At 30.9% G+C, this 21,715-nt stretch carries 15 protein-coding genes; all 15 read right to left on the reverse strand.

Going from position 1 to position 21,715, the window contains the following annotated elements; translation table 11 throughout:
- Position 1: 1 nt before the first annotated feature.
- The 15 genes from dinB to IPJ23_03630 all read right to left on the reverse strand — a co-directional run bounded on the left by dinB (position 2) and on the right by IPJ23_03630 (position 21,600).
- A complete protein-coding gene (gene dinB / locus IPJ23_03560; protein ID MBK7629774.1) occupies positions 2-1,192 on the reverse strand; it encodes a DNA polymerase IV in 1,191 nt (396 codons plus the stop codon).
- A 22-nt stretch (positions 1,193-1,214) separates the two neighbouring features.
- Positions 1,215-1,781 (reverse strand): hypothetical protein, encoded by a 567-nt coding sequence (locus IPJ23_03565; protein ID MBK7629775.1) that lies wholly within the window; start codon positions 1,779-1,781, stop codon positions 1,215-1,217.
- 100 nt (positions 1,782-1,881) lie between these two features.
- Positions 1,882-2,796, reverse strand: coding sequence for a DUF72 domain-containing protein (locus IPJ23_03570; GenBank protein MBK7629776.1), 915 nt, complete (start codon positions 2,794-2,796; stop codon positions 1,882-1,884).
- 7 nt (positions 2,797-2,803) lie between these two features.
- On the reverse strand, positions 2,804-3,673 hold the full coding sequence (locus IPJ23_03575; GenBank protein MBK7629777.1) for a hypothetical protein: 870 nt from the start codon (positions 3,671-3,673) through the stop codon (positions 2,804-2,806).
- A 68-nt stretch (positions 3,674-3,741) separates the two neighbouring features.
- Positions 3,742-4,365 (reverse strand): transcriptional repressor LexA, encoded by a 624-nt coding sequence (lexA, locus tag IPJ23_03580; protein ID MBK7629778.1) that lies wholly within the window; start codon positions 4,363-4,365, stop codon positions 3,742-3,744.
- 138 nt (positions 4,366-4,503) lie between these two features.
- Complete coding sequence (locus IPJ23_03585; GenBank protein ID MBK7629779.1) at positions 4,504-8,100, reverse strand: PAS domain S-box protein; 3,597 nt, start codon at positions 8,098-8,100, stop codon at positions 4,504-4,506.
- An 18-nt stretch (positions 8,101-8,118) separates the two neighbouring features.
- Positions 8,119-9,384, reverse strand: a complete 1,266-nt coding sequence (locus tag IPJ23_03590) for a fibronectin type III domain-containing protein (GenBank protein MBK7629780.1) — start codon at positions 9,382-9,384, stop codon at positions 8,119-8,121.
- A gap of 29 nt (positions 9,385-9,413) precedes the next feature.
- Complete coding sequence (locus IPJ23_03595) at positions 9,414-11,036, reverse strand: hypothetical protein (GenBank protein MBK7629781.1); 1,623 nt, start codon at positions 11,034-11,036, stop codon at positions 9,414-9,416.
- A 23-nt stretch (positions 11,037-11,059) separates the two neighbouring features.
- Positions 11,060-12,892 carry a polysaccharide deacetylase family protein gene (locus IPJ23_03600; protein ID MBK7629782.1) on the reverse strand — a complete coding sequence of 611 codons (1,833 nt, stop codon included), beginning with the start codon at positions 12,890-12,892 and terminating at the stop codon, positions 11,060-11,062.
- A gap of 56 nt (positions 12,893-12,948) precedes the next feature.
- Positions 12,949-13,401 (reverse strand): hypothetical protein, encoded by a 453-nt coding sequence (locus IPJ23_03605; protein MBK7629783.1) that lies wholly within the window; start codon positions 13,399-13,401, stop codon positions 12,949-12,951.
- Positions 13,402-13,409: 8 nt separating this feature from the next.
- Complete coding sequence (locus IPJ23_03610; GenBank protein ID MBK7629784.1) at positions 13,410-14,834, reverse strand: glycosyltransferase family 2 protein; 1,425 nt, start codon at positions 14,832-14,834, stop codon at positions 13,410-13,412.
- Between the two features lie 182 nt (positions 14,835-15,016).
- Positions 15,017-17,863, reverse strand: a complete 2,847-nt coding sequence (locus IPJ23_03615) for a tetratricopeptide repeat protein (GenBank protein ID MBK7629785.1) — start codon at positions 17,861-17,863, stop codon at positions 15,017-15,019.
- A gap of 15 nt (positions 17,864-17,878) precedes the next feature.
- Positions 17,879-19,084 (reverse strand): hypothetical protein, encoded by a 1,206-nt coding sequence (locus IPJ23_03620; GenBank protein MBK7629786.1) that lies wholly within the window; start codon positions 19,082-19,084, stop codon positions 17,879-17,881.
- A 185-nt stretch (positions 19,085-19,269) separates the two neighbouring features.
- Complete coding sequence (locus tag IPJ23_03625; protein ID MBK7629787.1) at positions 19,270-20,913, reverse strand: glycoside hydrolase family 9 protein; 1,644 nt, start codon at positions 20,911-20,913, stop codon at positions 19,270-19,272.
- A gap of 51 nt (positions 20,914-20,964) precedes the next feature.
- Positions 20,965-21,600 (reverse strand): sterol desaturase family protein, encoded by a 636-nt coding sequence (locus tag IPJ23_03630; protein ID MBK7629788.1) that lies wholly within the window; start codon positions 21,598-21,600, stop codon positions 20,965-20,967.
- Positions 21,601-21,715 lie beyond the last annotated feature (115 nt).

Below are 21,715 nucleotides of genomic sequence, written 5' to 3' on the forward strand. Positions count from 1 at the left end.
TCTAGACTTGAAAATAATTCTCCATTCCTTTTAATCTGATATCTTCTTCCGTATTTCCAAACAATAAGGATTCATATCCAAATTTATCACGAATTCTTGTAACAGCTCTTAACATTTTTTTTCTTTTCACTTCGTCATCTTCAAACAAATATTCCTGCTCACTCAATGGAGAAAAATTAGTAATTCCCACACCTATTAATCTTACTCCAACTCTTCTTATGCGAGCTTTCTTCATCAAATCCCAGGCAGTTTCAAAAATTATTTTATCGTCATCTGTTGGTTTAATTGTTCTTGCACGAGTCAAAGTTTGAAAATCCGTATAGCGCAATTTTATATCAATTGTTGAAGCTTCCCAGCCCTTCTTTCGTAATGATTGAGCCACTTTACCTGTTAGATAAAATAATGTTTTTTCTATCTCATTTTCACTTGTAACATCATTGCCGAAAGTTGTTTCACGGGAAATACTCTTTCTCGTTCGTTGAATTGTTAAATATTGAGTCCCTTCTCCCTGGGCCTTACGCCAGAGATCAACACCATATTTACCAAATGCTGTTGCAAGATAATCTGCAGGAAGATTCGTTATATCACCAATCCTATATATCCCCCTTGCATTTAAACTTTCTTTAGTTACTTTACCAACTCCTGGAATAGTTTCGATAGGCATTGGAGAAAGAAATTCTTTTTCCATACCAGGAATTATGTAAGTAATTCCCTTTGGTTTCATACAATCAGAGCCAATCTTTGCAACAGTTTTATTACTTCCTATTCCAATGGAACATGGCAAACCAATACTATTCCAAATTTCTTTTTGTAATCTTGTTGCAAAGCCAAACATTGAACCGTACATTTTTTGTGTACCGGTCATATCAAGATAAAATTCGTCAATAGAAGCTTGCTCAATTAAAGGAACATATCGCTCTAACACATTTTTCACTGCTTTTGAAAATCGAGTATATTCATCACCGTGCCCATGTAAATATATTCCTTGTGGGCAAAGTTTATAAGCTGTTCTTATCGGCATTGCAGAGTGTAAACCAAAAGCACGTGCTTCATAAGAGCAGGCAGCAACAACTCCTCTTCCATACTTAGGATCACCACCCACAATTACAGGATTACCGTTAAGTTTGGGATCGAGAATTCTCTCTACAGAGACAAAAAAAGCATCAAGATCTAGGTGAAATATTGTACGCATAAAAAACCAAACTCAGAATAAGCTAAATTATTATTTCAAACTTGCAGTCCGTTATTTCTGCAACTTGTCCTTCTGGAGCTAATGTTGATCTAAATGTTCCATTAAGTTGACCATTTATGTGTAGTGCTCCATCCATATACTCAACATCTTTTATATTAATCTTCAAAGATAATGAATTGATTTCCCAGCTAACTCTTTCACCTTTATTGAAAACACCATAATGAGCTACCTCAAAATAATCTTTATCATCTCCTGTTGGACCATCAAACCACATCGATAATTCTTTTCCAGAATTATTTTTATTATTTCTAGTTCTGATCTCAATCCTAGTACCATCAAGAGTTTCGGCATCGGACTTTGATGATAGTTCCTTAAATCCAAGTTCAAGGTTTATCATCTGTTGAATAATTGAATCTTCTTTTTCTGCTTTAATGCTTAAAATTATTCTATTATTCTTGTGAATTGAAACGGCATTTATAGGCAGATCAATTTTTTCACCATTAAAAACTAAACTAATGTTTCCATTATTACTTTGTTGAGCTTGCAGGAAGGGAACTAGAAAGGAGAATAAAAATAATACTTTTTTCATTTTTACCACCTCTTAATTTTAATTGAACTTGAGAAATAAATATAGCTATGACTAATTAGTATAAAAATTATAGAGTCCTCAAAATTATTTTACATTATAATTACAATATTAAATCTGATTTTATATAATCAAGACCAATCTCTTCCAATCTTGGATAAGCTTTAACAATCGTTGGAGGCATTTCCACTTTATTTTTTTCTTCAAGTAAATGAATCAATTCAAATGCATTGGCTACGGCATCGCCTTGTGGATGATTATTCATAATCACATTTACTTCTTTAACTTTATTTTGGATTGATTTTATTCTTTGCTCTATCTCTACCAATTCACCTGGTGAATAAAGATAACTATATCGCGAGCTCTGTTGCTCATAAGTTTGTGGTTTACCAAAATTAGTAAGTGATTTTTTCCACGCTTCAGTATTTCTTCCATGAAATCGGATATAAGCTTTATCGTTTGTAATGATAGGATCAAACTCAATTGCCTGCCCAATCTGTGGTTGATCAATTGTACAAAAAGTTAAATCATTTTCTTTAAAGAATTCGTAAGCGCGATTATTATCCCAGGAAGAATGCCGAACTTCTACAAAACAATCTACATCAGAAAATATATCTCTGAGTTTTTGGATCTGTTGAACTGAATTTCCATCAAATGGAAATGAATAAGGAAACTGAATAAGTAATCCACCAAGTCTTTCGGATTTTCTCAATTGATCAAGATTATACCTTATTGCCTTTATATTCTGTTCATCAAACTTTCTTTTGTGTGTAAAATCCTGATGCAACTTAATATGAAAGATAAAATCATTTGCATCTTCAACTTTTTTTATCCAGCCATCAACAACCTTTGGACTTATGTAAGTATAGTAAGTTGAGTTTACTTCAACACAATTAAAGTAATGAGAATAGAACTGCAGCCAATCAAATCCACTGGATTGATTTTTAGGATAAAAATTTGGCACCCAATCTTTATAAGACCAACCAGCAGTGCCTATGTTATATTTTGGCGAGCTCATTGTTATTTTAATTAATATTTAGTTGAACGCCAATTGAAGCACTGAATGAACGAGTTAATCCATCAACATTTACTTCTCTTTTTATAAATGGGATTGCAAAATCAGTAATTAAAGAATAATTATTATCAATTTGATATTGAACTTGAGTAAGCAAATTAAATTGTGTTTGATCACTACCCTCAATATCAATGTAAGATTCGATTGGACTCATCGCTAAAAGATTAACTGTATTTGATTTTCCTAATCTTTTAATAAATAAAATTTGCGGTGTAATTGTAAATTTATCCAACAAAAAATTATACGAAGCTCTGACCAGTAAATCATCACCACGTTTTAATTTTATAAGGTTATCGTTTCTACTTCCTGCCAATTGATAACCTATTCCTAACCCAATATTTTCATATGAATAATTTATTGTAAAAATAAAATCATTAGTCCCAAGTCCTGATTGATAAGCCATCGGCAAATTATTTTTACTTTCATCACCGGTAGCAAATTTAGCCCCAATTGAAGCACTTAAAGATGATTTCTCATTTGATAATAAATTTTGAGTTACACTAATTAATAAATCACCTATTCCATTAACATCACCTAAAGGCCCGGATTGAATGTGATATGGGATTGAGAGTTGGAGTAATGTTTTCTCAAGTACATTATAAACAGCACCAACTTGAAATGAGTGATATTTTACATCATCATCTTTTCCGCTTGAACCAAATTTATATGATCCTGAAATACTAAATAAACTGTTATTTTCTTGTTCCATTGAATGCCCTCCAACTGAACAAACACCAGCATCGGAACATTGTGCTATACTTAAGAATTTATTTCCTGCAAATACAAATATTATTAGTAAAACTAATACTGTGCTTTTCATTTTCTTCCTTTAGTTATTTTCTTATAAAAGAATAAATATTGTTAATTGAATATTCAACAATAAAATTATTAACCCGCCCGCTTTTCCATGCTACGATAAATTCCAACAACAATTCCAACTATTTTAAAAGAAGGATATTTTTTATCAATAACAATTGGTTTATATTCCGAATTTTCTGAAACAAGTTCAATCTCACTTCTTTTTTTATAAAATCTTTTTACTACAGCTGCATCATCAAGAATTGCAACAACAATTTGCCCGTTCTTTGGTTCAAGATTTGGATTTACAATTACAATATCTCCGCTAAAAATATGTGCATCTTTTAGGCTATCACCTTTTACCCGAAGCAGAAAAGAATCCTGAGGCATTCTGGCAATTGTTGGAAGTTGAATAGTATCAATGGAATCAGGATAGATCGTTAATGGATTGCCGGCAGCAACTTCACCTAAAACAGGTTTGGGAACAAAATATTTTTCTTCTAACGTTAATTCTATTCCACGGGAAAGTTTTGGATTTTTTTTGATATAACCTTTTTTTTCAATCGCTTGTAAATGCTGCTGAACGGTCGCCCTGTTTTTATAGCCAAAATGCTTTGCAACATCTGCTAGTGTTGGTGGAATTCCCTTTCCTTTTATTTGATCAATCAGAAAAGCCAAGATGTTTTTTTGAATTGTAGTTAGCCCTTTTTGCATATTATCACCTATTTAGAGAATTTGCCATACATTTGTATGCTAACTTAATCCGGAATGAGAAGAATGTCAAGGCAGGAATAAAAAATCCTCTTAATCTGTATAAGAAAAAGAGGAATCAATAAATAATTAGAAAAACTTTCAATGTCTAAGGAATATCTTTTCCAAAGATTCAATCATTTTTTCTTTAAATATAGGCTTCGAAATAAAATCATCAAATCCAGCAGCAATAAACTTCTCTTTATCACCAGGTAAAACATATGCAGTAACTGATATTATAGGAATCGAACTAAAAGCAGGCATTGTTTTGATAATCTTTAGTGCATCAAGTCCATTGTACTCCCCTTGCAAATTAATATCCATGACAATAAAATCAAACTGATGATTAAGTAATACTAATTGGGCTTCTTCAAAACTTACTGCAAACTTTACATCACGCAATTCTTTCATCTGAACTTTAAAAAGAATCTGTGAATCCACCTGATCTTCAATATAGAGACAACTAAGTTTTGTTAAGTCTAATATTTTTGCAGGTTTTTCTTCCTCAATACTTTCAGTATTAGCAGCAAATTCATCCACAATCGTTTCTGAAATATTTTCATATTCTTCAGGTTCTGTTTTATCAAAAGTATTATCGACTATCTCTTCAGATTTATTTTCATCTAATATTTCAAAAGATTGAATTTCTTCAAGCTTAGAATCATATTCTACTTCTTCTACTTCTTCGATTTTGGATAGAAGTGCTTGTGAAATTGGGGAAACCGGTTTAAAGATATCATCAGTGTTTTCATCAGCTGATTTTTCCGTAGTAACTTCTTCAGGAATATCTCTTATTTCTTCTTGTAAAAACTCTTTTTCACTAACTGCTTCAATTAACTTTTCAGATTCATCAACTTTCTCAATTTCATCCTCTGTTAATCTATTTACAGTGTCTGTTGCAATATTTTCAGATGAGGGAATTGATGAAATAATCTCTTGCACAGAATCAAAATTTTGCTTTTCTGAACTTGTAGATAACTCAATAGGGAAAATAAATCCGGTTTCATTTCTATAAGTATCAGTAGCAGATTTATAGAATTTTCCACCAAGAAACTTTAAAAGAATTCGTGCCAAGTAAGTGGTTAACTTAGGCAAGCCAAAATCTTTAGGATCTCTATCGTTTCCAAATACCTGTTCAAGAACATTTGCTACATATTCAGATGGATTGCCATACTGATCACTTATACCGATCAGAAAAGAATCAGACTCAACAGCAAATCCGGAGAAATAAACTTTTTTATCCTTACTTAATCTTGATACAACTTTAATTAATGAAAGTATAAAATTTTCAAATTTCTGTTTATCAGATTTAAACTTTAGGGATGAAGAAATTTTACCATATGCAAATTGAATATCATTAATTCCAGTTATGTCTTTTATATTTTCATCTAATTTTTCAATAACATCTGTAATTGTAACATCTTCAATCTTTAAAGGCGATTTATTCTGCATAATATCAGAATATTCAACCACGGCGTTCATTGTATCCATCATTTTGATACGATTCTGGTTGATTATTTCTGATGCTTCGATTTGTTCTTCGGTTGGATTTTCTGTACTGCTGATTAGCTCTTGAGAAAATCCAATAATTACATTAATTGGAGTTAAAATCTCATGAAACATTCCGGATAGAAAATTTGAATCAGGCAGCATTACTTTTGGTTTAGTTGGTATTTGTTTTTCAACAACAACTTCCTTTACAACCTCCTTAATAACTTCTTTAATAATCTCTTTAGGCTGATCGAAACTGAATTTTTCAGATAGGGGTTTTACAATAATAGTAAACGAATCTACACCACCATCAAAATCCAGAACTGGTGAAGCTAATATTTCGGAATCAATAAGATTTCCAAGTGAGTTTTTAAATTTAGATTGTAATACTACTGAATCTTTTAGGTGTGATTGGAAAATTGAAGTGTTAACAATGCCACGATCTTCATCACCTACAAGGCTGGCAAATGATGATTGCAGAATTTCATTATTTGTATAACCAAGGTTTTGAAATACATTTTGATTTGCAAATGTTATAAAACCAGAAGCATCTGTACTGAATATCAACAAATCAGATTCATTAAAAACAATTTTTAGTATCTGATATTGCTTATCCTTTTCAACACTATCCGTTATGTCTTTAACAATATTAAAGTGAGCTTCCTTATCATTAAACTTAAAAGAAGTTTTACTAATCTCAACAAGTACATTTGTTCCATCTTTTTTTCGATGCCTGAATGGTTTGCTAAATCTTGATTCTGAAGCCTCATCACCAAAAGAATCTAACAATGTTTGAATATCCTCCGGGGCATAAAGATCCGTTAAATCCATTTGAAGAAATTCATCGCGGGTGTAACCGTATAGCTTTACTGTCGCATCGTTTACTTCTAGAAACTTTAAATTTTCTTTTTCATAAACAAATATTGGCTCAGGATTTTTTTGAATTAAAATATCGAACATTATTCCTCTATGCATTAAAATATTTTGGAGCTCATCTTCAAAATTTATTGGTTCAGTTTGTGATTCAATAGTAACAAAAACATTCGGTTTATTATTTTCTTTACTAGATATTTTTAACAGTAACAGTTTATCATTAGAACCTAAAGAATTTTTAGGCACTAAGTTTTCATCAAGTAAAATAAAATCTTCTGCTAAATCATTATCAAAAAATAATTCAATTTTATTGATAAGATTGTCTGAAAAAACTTCATCAAAATTTTCATCAACTATCTGCCTAATACCTGGTTTAAAGAGTTCTACAAACATATCATTTGCAAACTTAATCACTCCAATAGAAGATAGATAAGCCGCAGGTTTTGGAAAACTCTGTATAAGACCTTTAAAAAATTCTTCTCCACCCCAAAAGTTATAATAATCATACTTATTATCAACAATTAGACCAACCATTGCAAGTATTTTATTAAAATTATCTACTAACGGGACCTGGATAATGCTGTTAATAACCTCAAAATTTTTATTTTTTTTGCCTAATCCTTCTAAAATTATTTGCTGAGCATTATATAAAACATAATGATCTATCATTTTATAGATTGCTTTTTGATTCGGCGGTAAAAATGTCTCATGCATTTTACCCGCTGCAAAAGTATTTTCAACTCCTAAAATCCCTGAATAGGCATCATTTATAATAATCAATTTACCATAAACATCTTTAATCCATATAGGGAAATCATAATTATCTATTACATTTTTAGCTCTTTTTAATGATATGATAGTAAAGGGAATCTCGCTATGTAACTCAGTGATAATACTTTTAAGCGGTGCGTCACTAGTTGAGATTATATCATTTGAAGAAGCTATCTTAATCCTGCTTAATAAATCATTGCAATTAGTATTATCGATGTTTCTAAAAACCAAAATTGCATTAATTGTTTCATCAGTCTTAATTGGTTCTATTAAAATATCGAAATCTAATTTATTTCCAGATTTTAAGTTGATTGAAGTTGTTTTATATAATTTTTTTTGTAATGAGTTTAAGACCGGTCCGATAAAATCAGTTAGCTTTTGAACAGTTTCTTTTTCAAAAACCTGCTCTAAGGAAATATGAAAATCATCAATTATAAAAAGAGTAGAAGCTTTTTGGTTAGTAAAAATAATTTCAAACGAATCATCCAAAATTATTAGCGGGTCGCCGTGGTAGTCGGAATTTCTGCCAAGAATATCAAGCCATTCTTTATTTTTTATTTCCACCTGATAAAAACCACTTTGTTAAAATGTTGAGATAACAACTTCATTGGAATATTCTGAATATCTATTCAAATCATATCCTCTAATTCTGTATGTGAACGTTTTATTTGTTTGGATATTGAAATCCAGATAAAGATTATTACCTGCAGCAATTCTACGCAAAAGTGCAAAATTACCTGAATCAGTTTTTCTTTCAATATCAAAATACAAAATATTATTATCCGTACTACTCCAATTTAGCTGAATAACGTTTACCGTGCTATTATAGTTTGCTGTTAGATTTGTTGGCGGTACTAAAATTCCAGAAGTTATTTTAATGCTTGCAGTATTACTAAAAGCAGAATCTTCATTTGAATATGCAGCTATTCTATAATAATAAGTTAAACCGATTGTTAACCTATTTCCGGTGTCAACAAATGTTGTTGTGTTTTTTACTAGAGCAGCAATTTTATTAAACTCAGTATTATTAGTACTTCTCTCAACTGAAAAATAATTTTCATTATTACTATTGTCTATCCAGCTAAGATTAACATTTGAAATTCCTGTTACATTTGCAGAAAGATTTGTTGGAGGGTAAAGGTTTCCGAAAGTGCTAATACCAGCAGAGTTTATTTCATTACTAAAATCTGAAAAGCCGGAACTTTTGAATCCACGCAATTTATAAAAATAAATTTTAGTTGTATCAATAATTTCATCGTTCGTGTTGTTTGATTTTCCGGAAAGTTGCTGATGCCGTAAATACTCGCCATTAAAATCAATCTTCCTCCAAAGTTCATAACTTTCAACATTTCGCGATGAATCTTTCCAGCTAATATTAACAGATCCATCATTTAATTTTAGAAGTGAAACATTATAAGGTGTATATGGAACTCTGCTGTCATTTGTGACTAACACATTTGAAACAATGTTACTCTTTTCTGATGTGCCGTCGTTATCATAATAGATTAAATATAAATTTATTTTTTTATCTATATAAGTAGAATCAAATTGAATAGAAATTATTGGGGCACTTCCATCGTTGTTTGGCGGAATATTTTTATTAAATGCTCCATCAATGTATAATTCAAGAAATTTTATCGCGAAAGGCTGAGATATGGAATAAATAATCTCACTGCTCCCTTCCATCAAAGTTCCATTATTTGATGGTGATGAGATTTGAATTTTTGAATTTGTTTGATTTATGTTTTTATTTGGCTCAGTGCTTAGATCAGCACAGGATTGGTTAATAAAAATCAAAACCGAGAACAATAGTGGTAGTGTTTTTTTTGTGATTACCCAATTTTTCATTTTAGAAATTTTTAATTTAATAAATCAGTCTAGTCAACATTAAAACTGAGCTTGATTTTATTGACTGAATTAGGGTGAATGCTATCTAACTTTATCTCAACAATATCTGCTATATCATCAAAATCATAATCTAATGAAGTAGTACTAAAGGTAATAATCATTGATTTTTTATCAATTTTATTATTAATTGTTAAATAAACTTTTAAATCATTTACTTCAACTGAGTTTTTATTGGTGATTAAAATTTCTATTTCGTTTTCAGATATAAAACTAATCTGCGAAGAAATTTTATCTCTTATATTCCACCACTTTTGTAATGAGTTTAAAGAAGCAAAATTATATTTATCAGTTTTAAGCTGATTTATCTCTTCAATTAATTCATAGTCTAGATCTGTTTTACAATTAAACTTTGGATTGTAATATAAAAAGTTAAGACTGCTTTGTGAATATCGAATTGAATTATTTTTAGTAAACGGAATTGTCAAAATATTTTTGCCAATTAATTTTGGAAGTCCGAAAGTCTGATTGCTATAAAGAACTTTATCAATTCCATTTTGATTAATAGAATCCAAATCCACTACATTTAGAAATTGCTTATCAACAAAAATAGAAGTTAAATTAATTTTATAATTTACATTAAACTTTATTAATGCTTCATTAAGATCATCTTGAGTTAGGTTGCTCATTGCAGATAAGTCTAGGACGATTTCATTACTATCAAATTTTTGTAATACTTCTTTTGAAATTATTTGATCGTCACTAACAAACAGAACTGGTTTGATATTGTTATTGTGCAAATCATCAATCAAATCTGGTTTAAGTGCGTTATTATATTGGATACTTGTGATAATAGGCGCAGAAATACTATCAGCAAAATTGTCGATGTATACATCAGGTTTATCGTCCATCCAATTGATTGAGTTTGTAATCAAATTTTTGAATGCTGATAAATTAACTTTGCCGCCAACAAGATCTGTAATATCAAAACCTATCCACAAATATTTTCCCGTGCCTACCGTTCCAAAAAGTATGGAGGATTTTGGCGTGCTTAATTTATTTTCAGAAAAATTAAATCCATATTGATAAGATTTATTCTCAAAATTATCAGATTGCAATACTTGATTAATAGTCGAGATTTGTAAAACCGAGTTGTCATTCAAACTAAAATGATTTAATTGATTTGGAATAATCGAATGAATAAAACTAATACTTTCAGAAGATACAGATTCAATATCAATTAACTTAAATAGAGTCTTTAAATTCTGAAAATTATTATGGCTGCTATTTTCAAAAAGTAATTTTGATCCAGCATTGATTATTGACTTACCATCCGCTAAATATTTTTGTAATTTTTCTATTTGACTATCTGAAATAAAATTTACTGATGGCAAAATCAAAACATCAAAATCATCACTAATCCCTGATTCAATATCTTCATCATAAATAACTTTGTACGGAATATCATATTGCATTAAAAATAATTCCCACGAAGTTATAACATCAACTACCTTAGTACTATTTATATAATCATACTTTTCCGATAATCCGGAATAAAGAATTGCAATTCTTGGTTGATTATAAAACAATTCTTGCGGGAATGAGAATCCGGTAAAAACAATTACGATTAAAAATATTTTAAGATGTTTACGCAAATTTTATAATTCGTTTTTAATTTTTACAATGCAACCTGATCATAATCAATATAGTATTGTCTTGATTCACCGGGCTTTAAATCATCAATATACAAATACACCATTTGTGAACCTTCTGTGTGTTTTACGCTTGCAGTTTTTGTTCCGATAATCTCGGAACCAATTGTAATGTTTTTTGCATAGTCATTCAGATCAAGATCAATTACTAAATTATTAATTGATTCAATTCCCGGGTTAGAAACTTTTAGGGCAACACGAGTTTTGCCTCTTCTATCAGCTTTTATTTCAATGTAATCCCTTTTCTCATACCATTTTTGAATTTCACTTGCAGTTGCAATCCAGAATTTTTTCTTCTTTAAATCCTTAATAACATCTTTAACAATGTTTGCGTAATCACTTCGGCATTGATACTCTGTATGTAGTTTTAATATATACATTCCACCTTCAAAAAGAACACGATCTAAATCTTCTTGATAAGTGTAAAATTGAAATTGAGGAAGAGTCAATCCAAAATCTCTGATAATTTCATAATCATCTCGAGCTGTTTTGGTCATTGTTACAATACGATTATCACCACGAATTATGGTTTTAGGTACAGATCGATCCGTAAGTGAATCAGTAAGCACATATTTATAATTAGAATTGATAACTGCATTTAAAGTGTTCTGATCAAACAAACCATAGTATGGTAAAAATCCGGAGACCGTGCTTGATGAAATTTTTTCAAGTGTTTCTTTTGCAGCCCTTATTTTTTTTAATTGTTCGTCGTAAGAATTGAGTTTATTAAACTTATCATTTACGGAAGCCATATATCCAATATCAACTAAGGCCGCTATTTCACCATAAGATGAAATTTTTCTTACAAGTTCTTTATTAGATTCAGCAGTTTGCGGATCAACAAAAAATGTTGCAGATATTCCTTCGTTTCTAAAAATTGGTAAAACATTATTGATATTGTTTACATCGTTTGAAAGAACTGGAGCAACAACAGCCGCGGCTTCATAACCTGTTGGCCAATCTCTAACGTAAGCAATGGGAAAGTACATTAACCATTTTATTGAATTATTAAAAAGTCTTTCAAAAAAAACATAATCTTCCTGCACACCAATTATAGAATTCAATTCAAATCCCATCCACATAAATCTGCCTTTTCCAAAATTACCATAAGCTATTCCAGCAGATTTTTTTATTTCTTCACGCACAAGTCCGTCATCCATCCTGTAATTGTACCAAAAACTAACTTGAGTTGTTCTTGGATCTAAAACTTCAACAGCCATTGGTCTATCCCAAGTCGCAACTTTCAAAGGAAAGCCGGTTGGAATATTTGCTGTTATTGGCAAGCTGCCGCAAACAGTATGTATCTTAGAAAATTCATCTGGTTTAAGCTCGTGAGAAAATTGAAGTCCAAAAACCTGATTAATAAATTCCCATCCGCGCCATTTTCCATCATCTGAAAAAGAACCAATTCCACCGGTCGCAAAAATGCTTCCGCCGTTTTCTAAGTATTTTTTTAATTGTAACGCTTCTTTTTCGCTTATTGATTTTGTACCGGGTAAAACTATTAATTTATATTTTTTACAATTACCATCTTCAATAGTTTGATCTGAAATAACTTCGTATTTAAGATTTAGATTACTCAAAAATTTTTTCCAGGTTGATATGTTGTCGTTTAACCAAGTACTGCCAACAGGTAAAGTATTTTCTGTGTACTTAGAATAGAGGACTGCAACTTCAGGTTCTTTACCATAAAAAAAGTTTTCTATGATATTTGAGTTTGGTAGTATTTCTGACGTATCAAAACGACCGTAGATTCCACGTAGGATAAAAAAATAAACAAGAATCGCTGATATGATCATAACGAAACCGGAGACAAAGATAAAAAATTGATTTATCCTGATACCAAATAAGTTTTTTACCGCCACTTTACTTCCCCTGAACTTCTATCTTCCTGCGTAGGTATGTACCCATCAGAAGTGTACTTCAGGAACTTATTTTCATCGCTAAATCTTTCTTGCGGTCTTATTCGAACTTTTTGTTTTTCAAATTTCTCTTCTTCTAATTTATAACCTCGTGGTTCAGGTGTATATTTTGATTGTGATGGTTGTCGTTGTTTAGTGTATTCTTCCCTTGTAATACCGGGTTCAACAGATAAAGTTCTGCCGTGCTCATTAACTACTGTCTCTTTTGAAAAAACTGCTTCAGAGGGAACTACAAGTTCAGCCTTTACAGATGATGGTTTTGTTTGATAAGCATACTGCGGTTTTCCTTCACGAACTTTGTAAAGGATATACGCCCCGACCGCCAATATGAAGGTGCATATTGTTGCTACGAGAATAATTGTGGAGAGTATCGGGATAAGTTCCATTTGATTTCCTAATTCGTATTAACTGCAATGTTTTCTGATTTTGTTGAACTAATTCTATCCAATTTTCCCCAGGTCATTCTAATACCAAGAAACTCTTCTATAGTGGACATGGTCTTACAAATATCAATAATTAAAATAAAAAACATTCTGTAAATGATTGCATACCAGACCAATCTAAATTCTTCTTTTTCGACCGCAACACAATAAAGGGCTGTAACAAGATCCAATATTGCTAATCCAGCCCACCAGAAAAATATCAAGTGAGAAAATCCAAAAAATAAAGCTGCAAATATAAAAAAAGCATTTGCTGCAATATTCATTGTAGGCCAAATTAAAGCTTCGTAGGACATAGACCATAAAATAAATGTATGCCCTAAGTTTACAGTTGGATTTAGCATTCTCTTTTTATGTTTTCTTATTGATTGAAGAATGCCTCTTGTCCATCGGTATCTTTGTTTTAAAAGCTGCTGCAAAGTTACAGGGGCTTCTGTGTAAGATATAGACTTTGGTTCGTAATATATCTTCCAACCTTTAGCCAAAACTTTTAAAGTTAAGTCAGCATCTTCAGCATAGGTATCGCTGGAATAAAATCCAGCTTGCTCAATCGCTTTTCTTCTAAAAATTCCAATTGGTCCCGGAATAATATTTACAAGCTTAATATAACTCTGCGCACTGCGAGCCATGTTGAGACCTTCAATATATTCAAGTGCTTGAAGATCGGTAAAAAATCTTTTTCTGTTCAAAACTTTTACGTTTCCTGCTACTGCACCAATTTTAGGATTTTTGAAATGTCTTACTGCCATTTTAACAGATTCCGGTGCAAGCTGTGAGTCGCCATCCATACAAAGAACAAAATCAGCCTTGGAAAAATAAATACCTGCATTAAGTGCACGCGCTTTTCCCAAATTCGGTTGATTGATTAATGAAATTTTTATTTTGCCGTACTCACCATCCTGAAATCCAACCATTGATTCCGCAACTTGCTTTGTATCATCAGTTGAACCATCGTTAACAACTATAATTTCATAATTCTGATAATCAAGTTTTAGCAAAGACAAAATTGATTTTCGAATTATTTTACCTTCATTAAAAACAGGAACAATAATAGAAACAAATGGCGCATAACCGTTGGTTTCCATAAAAGTATATTCGTTAAGATATAAATACGCCATCACCAAAATGGCAAAGTATCTAACAAGAAGAATAAAAAGAAAAATGACAAGAGCAATTATAGTTGAATACTCAAAGAGTGAGCTGTAAGATAAAATTGTGTAAGGTAAAGTATAAACGATTACTAAGATCAGTAAAAGAGAAACTATACCGCTTACAAGTATTCTTCGTAAATATTTTTGCCCTAAGTCTTCTCCTTTTTTTTCATCTTCCCTGTTTGAAATAGTAACTCTAGCACGATCGACAAGTTGATTTATTTTCATCTAACCAATAAACAGTTTGTTGTAAATTTTCAATAATAATGCCATTATTTTGATTTTTATTTAGCTTTTATTCTATGTTAATACTTTTAATATATTACCAATATTGGACATTGTTTTATTCTGTATCATTATCAAACAAGACTGATAATTGCGATTTAACAACAATAATTAATATTTAGGGTTTATAAGCCCCAAATTAGACTTGCCTGAATTGCATTTGAACGATAACCGGTGTCAGATCTGTACGAACTTCCAGTAGAATATCTCGTTTGTAAAACAAGATTTTTAATTATTTGATAACTGATTGACGTGTAAAATTCAGAAACTATAAAATCATTCTGAGGTATTAATCCAATTTTTCCGCCTATGATAAAATTAAAAACTTCATCATTATAAATCGTCCAATTACTCCAAAGTGAATGTGATTCAAAATTCTTAGGGCTCCAATAAAATGGGGTGAATTCTTTTAATGAATAAAAGTAATATTCATATCCTGCTGTAATATCAGATTCAAAAACTTTTCCTAATCTTGCGACTAACTGATTACCTGAATTGTCATCTGAAACATCCAGATAAGAATATTTTCCTGAAACAATTAATCCGTTTTTAAATTTGTATTCTCCATTTAATCCAAATTGATACGCATTTAATCTATTGCCAACTAAGAATGGAGAATAAAGTATGAACGCAGCATCAGAATAATTTATATAGCCAGAAATATTAAACACATTTTTTTTCTGCGCGGTAAGTGATATCTCAATAATATTTTCTCTTAAATCATTTGTAAAATAAGTTTGTCCAAAAGATCCGCTTCCAGAAAATGTTTCATTAAATCTAACATAGGCTGAGCCTTTTATCTGATTGAATCTTAAATCACGATCAATAGAAGATAATTTGCCACGTGATCCCGATAAGCCAATGGTCAGGTAATTTGTAACACCTAAATCAAACCCAACACCATAGTTTGAATAGCTAAAATCAGTGTTATCCGTAAAGTATGATGCTCTTGGAATTAGCTGGATATATGTTGGAAATCTATCGAATGAAAATTTATTACTGCCGCTAAGCCAGCCTAAACGCGTTTTAAGTATATGGGAGTCTGGAGACTTTTTCAAAAGATCTTCGTATATACTTCTAGCGTTTTGAAACTGCCCATTTTGTAAATAAGCATCCCCGAGAAATAACTTTGTTTCAATATCCTCAGGATTTTTTTGAGTAAGAGTTTTAAATTCCATTAACGCTGAAATCGAATCACTACACCATAAATAAACTTTGGCACGTTGTTTTTCTATTTCATAATCGTTGCCGGATTTTAGCAGATCATTATAAATATTTATTGATTTATTTAATTCTGAATTCGCGATGTAAACATCAGCTAACTCAAGTTTAACTGATTTATTATTCGGATCAGTTATTAAATATTCTTTAAAAGATTTTATAGCTGAGTTGTAATCTTTCTTAGCAGAGAAAACTCTTGCCTCTTCTAAAATTTTATAATTCTGAGCTAACTTGTTTTGAGTTTTTAGACCATTAAAACTTTTGTGAAGCGTCAAATACGTTTCAGAGGTACTGTCATTCAAAGAGATTCGGCTAATAAGATTTTCAGCTTCTGAAATTTTGTTGGAGTTGATATAATGGTTAGCCAATCCAAACATAGCTTCCAAGTTTTTAGGATCTTTAATCAGCACCCTTTCGAAAAGAGATTGAGTGTATTCTCGATCGTTATCTAACCAGTAATTTATCAGAGCAGCCAAAAGCAAATAGTCTTTGTTATCCGGTGAGGAAACGATGATGTCTTTAGCAATCTCAGCCGCATCACAAAGATAATTTTGCCACATTAATATCTGAGCTAATTTATATTTTACTTCCAAATCACTCGGATAAATCGACAAATAATGTCTATAAATATTTTCAGCAGATGTGTAATCGTTGTTTAAGGAATAAAACTTGGCCAATTCCAACAAAGCCATTTTATTGGTTGGATCTTTAATTAGTTGATCTTCAAAATATTTTATTTTTTCAACGTAATAAGATTTTTTTAAAGTGTTAAGTTTTATTAATAAATCCTTAAATCGTTGCTGATCTGAAAATTTAGAAGCTAAAAATTGTAACTGTTGGTTCGCCTCTTCAAATCGGTTTACCGATATTAATTTTTCAATCAATTTAAATCGGTTTTCACTATCAGCAGGATTTTTTTTAATTACACGATATAGTCTATCAATTTCGTATTCTTTGGCAGTTGGAACTAATCCATAATTAAATCTAGAAGTTGTATCGTTGATAGAATAAATATATCCTTTGCCTCTAGCCAAATCCAATCCATCCATTGCTTCCTTAAAATAGGGTCTGATCTCAAGTGCTTTTATAAAAGCATCTTCTGCAATTTTATTTTTGCCTAACCACAAAGTAAAGTAGCCGTAGCGCGAAAATAATCTGTGATCATCAGGAAAATTTTCTGTGTAGGATTTTAAAATCGGTTCGCCTTTGGAGATGTGGCTATTCTTTGCAAGTATTTCGGAGTATCTAATAATTTCATCAGATGAAGCAGTTTCTTTTTCAAGATAAAGATCGTACCAAATTTCAGCTTCGCTCCAGTTACCCAAATTTTTATAACACTTACCTATTTCAAGATAATTTTTTGCAATGTTTGGATTGATTGCAATTTCCCGTTTGTGCCCCTCTATTTTATTGTAAAGGAGTTTATACCAATCTGATGTCGCTCGATTTAGATTTGATGATATTTCGTCATCGGTTGGATTTATTTTTTTTGCTGTGCGATAATCATAAACAGCGTACTCATAATTTCCTCTTTTTTCATAACACATTCCACGCAGATTAAACCCATATGCGGAGTTTGGATTGGCAGAAACGTATTTATTTAAAATATCGATTGCCTCGCCATAGCGGCCAGAATTGATTAACTCTACAGCTTCAGTTTTAAACTTTACAGAAGTATTATTTTGAGGAAATAAAGTGGGGCTGAAATAAATTAGTGTAAGAAAAAGTAATTGATAGAAAAATAATTTCATCTTTTATTGGCAATTCTATCTCTGATTTAATTGTGTTCTTACTGCTTCACTATCAAATTCCTTAAAAACATCATCAGCGCTGTTCATTGCATCATTAACTCTTAATATAAGATAGGAAACATTAGCAGAACCGCCACCATTTAATGTTTGATGAACTTTTTTAATAAGATCATCAACTAATTTGTCATCAGATTTTGTGATAAGAAGATAAATTTTATCATCAATTGTACACATTTTATCTTTTTTATGAACGGCTACTTTTACGGAATAGCTTAATTGATCAAAAGTAATTCTTGATTCTGATTGACTTAATGGGTTTAGCCTAAGAGATAATATTGTAAACTTCTGTCCGGTTGTTTTATAAAGTGCAATCTGATTATTAACAATCAACTTAAAATCATTTATGCTGTAAATGTTTGGAACTAAATACAGTGGTGTATTAAATTCACTTGATTTATTTGGCATCAATTCAGTGATTTCGGGTAATTGATTTTCTCTTGTTGCACGTTTCGTAATTTTAAAATCAGTTGTGATGCCTTTGTATGGTTCAATAAAATAATTTGCTTTAAATTTACCTTCAGTGTGTCCAATGTTAGGGGTGATATCAATAATGCCAGGCTGTTGTTCTTCACTCTCTTCTGATTTATGGAGTTGAATAATTCCAGTAGCAAAAGAATTTAAAACATTAAATATTTGTTTTGAAGATTGAGCCGCTGGTTCACGCAAAATTAATAAACTCGTAACGCCAAAATCTTCGATTGATTCAATCATCGAACCAAATGCATCTCTAAGAGTATTCAAGTTTTCATATTCAACGTAAGGTGTAATCTCATCGAAAATAATTCTTGTTGGATTATATTGATTGATTACAGAAATAATATCTCTCAAATAATCTGTTAAAAATTCATCTCGACTTTTAAATTCGGTGGTTTCAGTCGGTTGAGCTACACGCACAACGATAATAGTATTTTGATTTATATAATTTTCTAGATCGATATCAATTGATGCCGCATGGATCATCAAATCTTTTGGGCGAGAGTTTGTGAAGTAAAGACAAATTTCTTTGTTTTTAGCAGCTTCAACAGCGTATTGGAGACTAAGGAGAGTTTTGCCGGATTTTTTTTCACCGACTAACAAATAGGTTCCGCCATGATAAAAACCTCCCCAGGCACTATCAACAATTGGGATACCGGAACGGAATAATTGGACGCTTTTTTTCATAGTTTAATTTTTCAGCAATATTACCAACAATTATACCGTTTGTTAGTTGCGATTATGCTCAAAATTCGTATAAAAGAGATTTTTTTTTGGACTAAACAGAGACAAAAAAAATGACCTGTATTATTATGCAACAAGCACATTTTATGATGAAATTAGAAGTTTTTTAATTGAATAATTGAGAACAATTAATTGCTAAAACATCCAAAAACAAAAAGCGCTGTGGCGTTGCCAATAATTGTTGGTTCGTTAGTTATGTAATCAAATCTGTCATCATAATATTTAACTGAATCGGAATTAAACTGGTTGTAAGTAAAATTTGATCTTTTAATTTTATATTTTTCCAAAAGTTTTAAAGGTGCAGGACCTTCCGAAAGAGCACCGGGTAAATAACCACTGTTAAAAAATGCAATTTGTGAATGCAGATTCTGTGGAAAAACTTTTCCAATATTGTAAATAAAACTTATACCCCAGGGGTTTCTTCCCAAAATATAATCTCGTTGAAAAATACCAAGCGAATCAAATTCAGTTGAACCGGTTAATTTTTTGTAGAGGATGGATTGCAAATTTACTCCAAGAAAAGTATTTGTTGTTCCCCAAGAATAAGCTAATCCTTCACGAAGAAGTGAGCTATCACTATTTTGTTTAAAGTATTTAAGATTTTGATAAATATATTTTCCAAAACTCGAATTGTGGAAAGCAATTTTATAATGCGCTAAAGAATTAATATCACCGACACTCCACCAATAATCTGATCCGGCTTTTCTTCCATAATTTATTGCTTCATCAAGATACTTCTGATTTGCACTACTATTAAAAAGCTCTATCGCAGCAAGTGCAAGTTTTCCAGAAAATTCTTTTTCGAGATAATGATTTGAAAAGGCTGAGTCAATATCCTGCACATTATTTCTAAGTGAGTAAAATCTTTCAGCGGTTGTAAGGCAATTATCTGCAAATTCATTTTCATAAAATTTCTGTTTCCAAATTCTGGATGCTAAAGCGAGAGTGGCAGCATAAATTCCAATTGTATTTTTCCCAATGCTCACAAATGCCGAACGTTCAAATTGCAAACTATCATTTTCGGGTAATCTCCAGCCGATATTATGATCAGTTTCATTTTGCACTTGTGAAACTAATGTATGATTATCAACATTGCACCTCAGTAGCCAATCAAGCCCAACTTTTGCTTCTTCCAAAATATCGGAGACATTATTAGTATCCAAATCATATCCAAATTTTTGCGGATCAAATTCATAACTAAAAAGTAATAGGTAAGTTGTTAATGCCGTTGTTTTTAAAAACTTTACATAATCGCCTGCATCATGCCAGCCGCCCGTTAAATCACGTGCAGTTGAATCTTTATAACCTATAATTTTTGCAGCATCCGAAAGATGACATGGTTGGTGCAGTATTGGATTTGTTGGCCCACAGCGTTGTGCTTTGAAGAATAGACTCAGTGAATCTCTTACATCATTAAATATTGAATTATCAATCTGGAAAGCATAAGATTCCAAATCCAACAATTTAATTTTGTAGTTCCCTTTTGTTTGTAGGTTTGAAAAATCAATTTCATAACAAAAATTAAAATTTCCATAAACTGAAGGCTTATCTTTTATGCTTCCTTCAAATTTAATTTCACTGGATTTATTTTCAACAACAAAAAATTGTTTACCATCCAAATTAATTTTTGAAAGTACAATAGCGGTTTTTATATCTTCAGGTAAAAATCCGACTTGATTTGTTCGGATAAAAATTGAATCGGTAAGAGAAGTTTGGCAGTTAACAAACAAAATTTGTAAAAGTATTAAGAAGATTAAAAAACTTAGTTTCACAAATCTTTTTTTTATAATTATAATCTCCTTTTAACTGCCTTAAAAAATCTATTAAACGTTTTGTTCTTCTTTTTTTAGATAATTAGTTTTAAAAATAAAATCCCATAATGGTGAGCTTACGCCATAACCTTTATCAGGATTTTGAAAATGATGTTTAATATGATGATTCTTTATGGCCAGCCAAAACTTGCTGCGCATATTAAAATGATGAACCGCGTAGTGAGTCATATCGTAGAATAAATAACCTATTAAAAATCCAGCAAAAAATGGATTTATATAAATATTACCAATAAGAAATTTAAATAAAAAATAAAAAAATGCTGCAATTGGAATGCTAACCGATGGCGGCATAACTAATCTTTTAGAATCACTAGGATAATCGTGATGAACACCGTGAAAAATAAAATGAATTCTTGCGCCAAGTTTGCTCTTCAACTCCCAATGGAATACAAATCTGTGAAGTAAATATTCTGTTATTGTCCAGATGAATAGTCCAAAAATAACTACCCCGATTATTGAAAAAGTTGATAGTGAAAATTCAAAAATTGCAAGATATAACATATAAAGAATTATCGGTATAAAAATTACAAGTGGGACTGTAAAATGCACCTTAGAAAGCGATTCTAAAAAATCATTTTTAAACATTCTAACAGTTTCATCTTTATTGGAAATAAATTTTTTTGCCATTACAAATCCTACTAAAAAAATTAAGTACAAATTTAATAATTACAGACTAAAAATTAAAAATCGTTGCTTTCAAATATAGCCTTATTTCTCGGAGTAATTTTTAGAACATCTCAAA

The organism is Ignavibacteriales bacterium (genome assembly GCA_016709765.1).
GTDB lineage: Bacteria > Bacteroidota > Ignavibacteria > Ignavibacteriales > Ignavibacteriaceae > IGN3.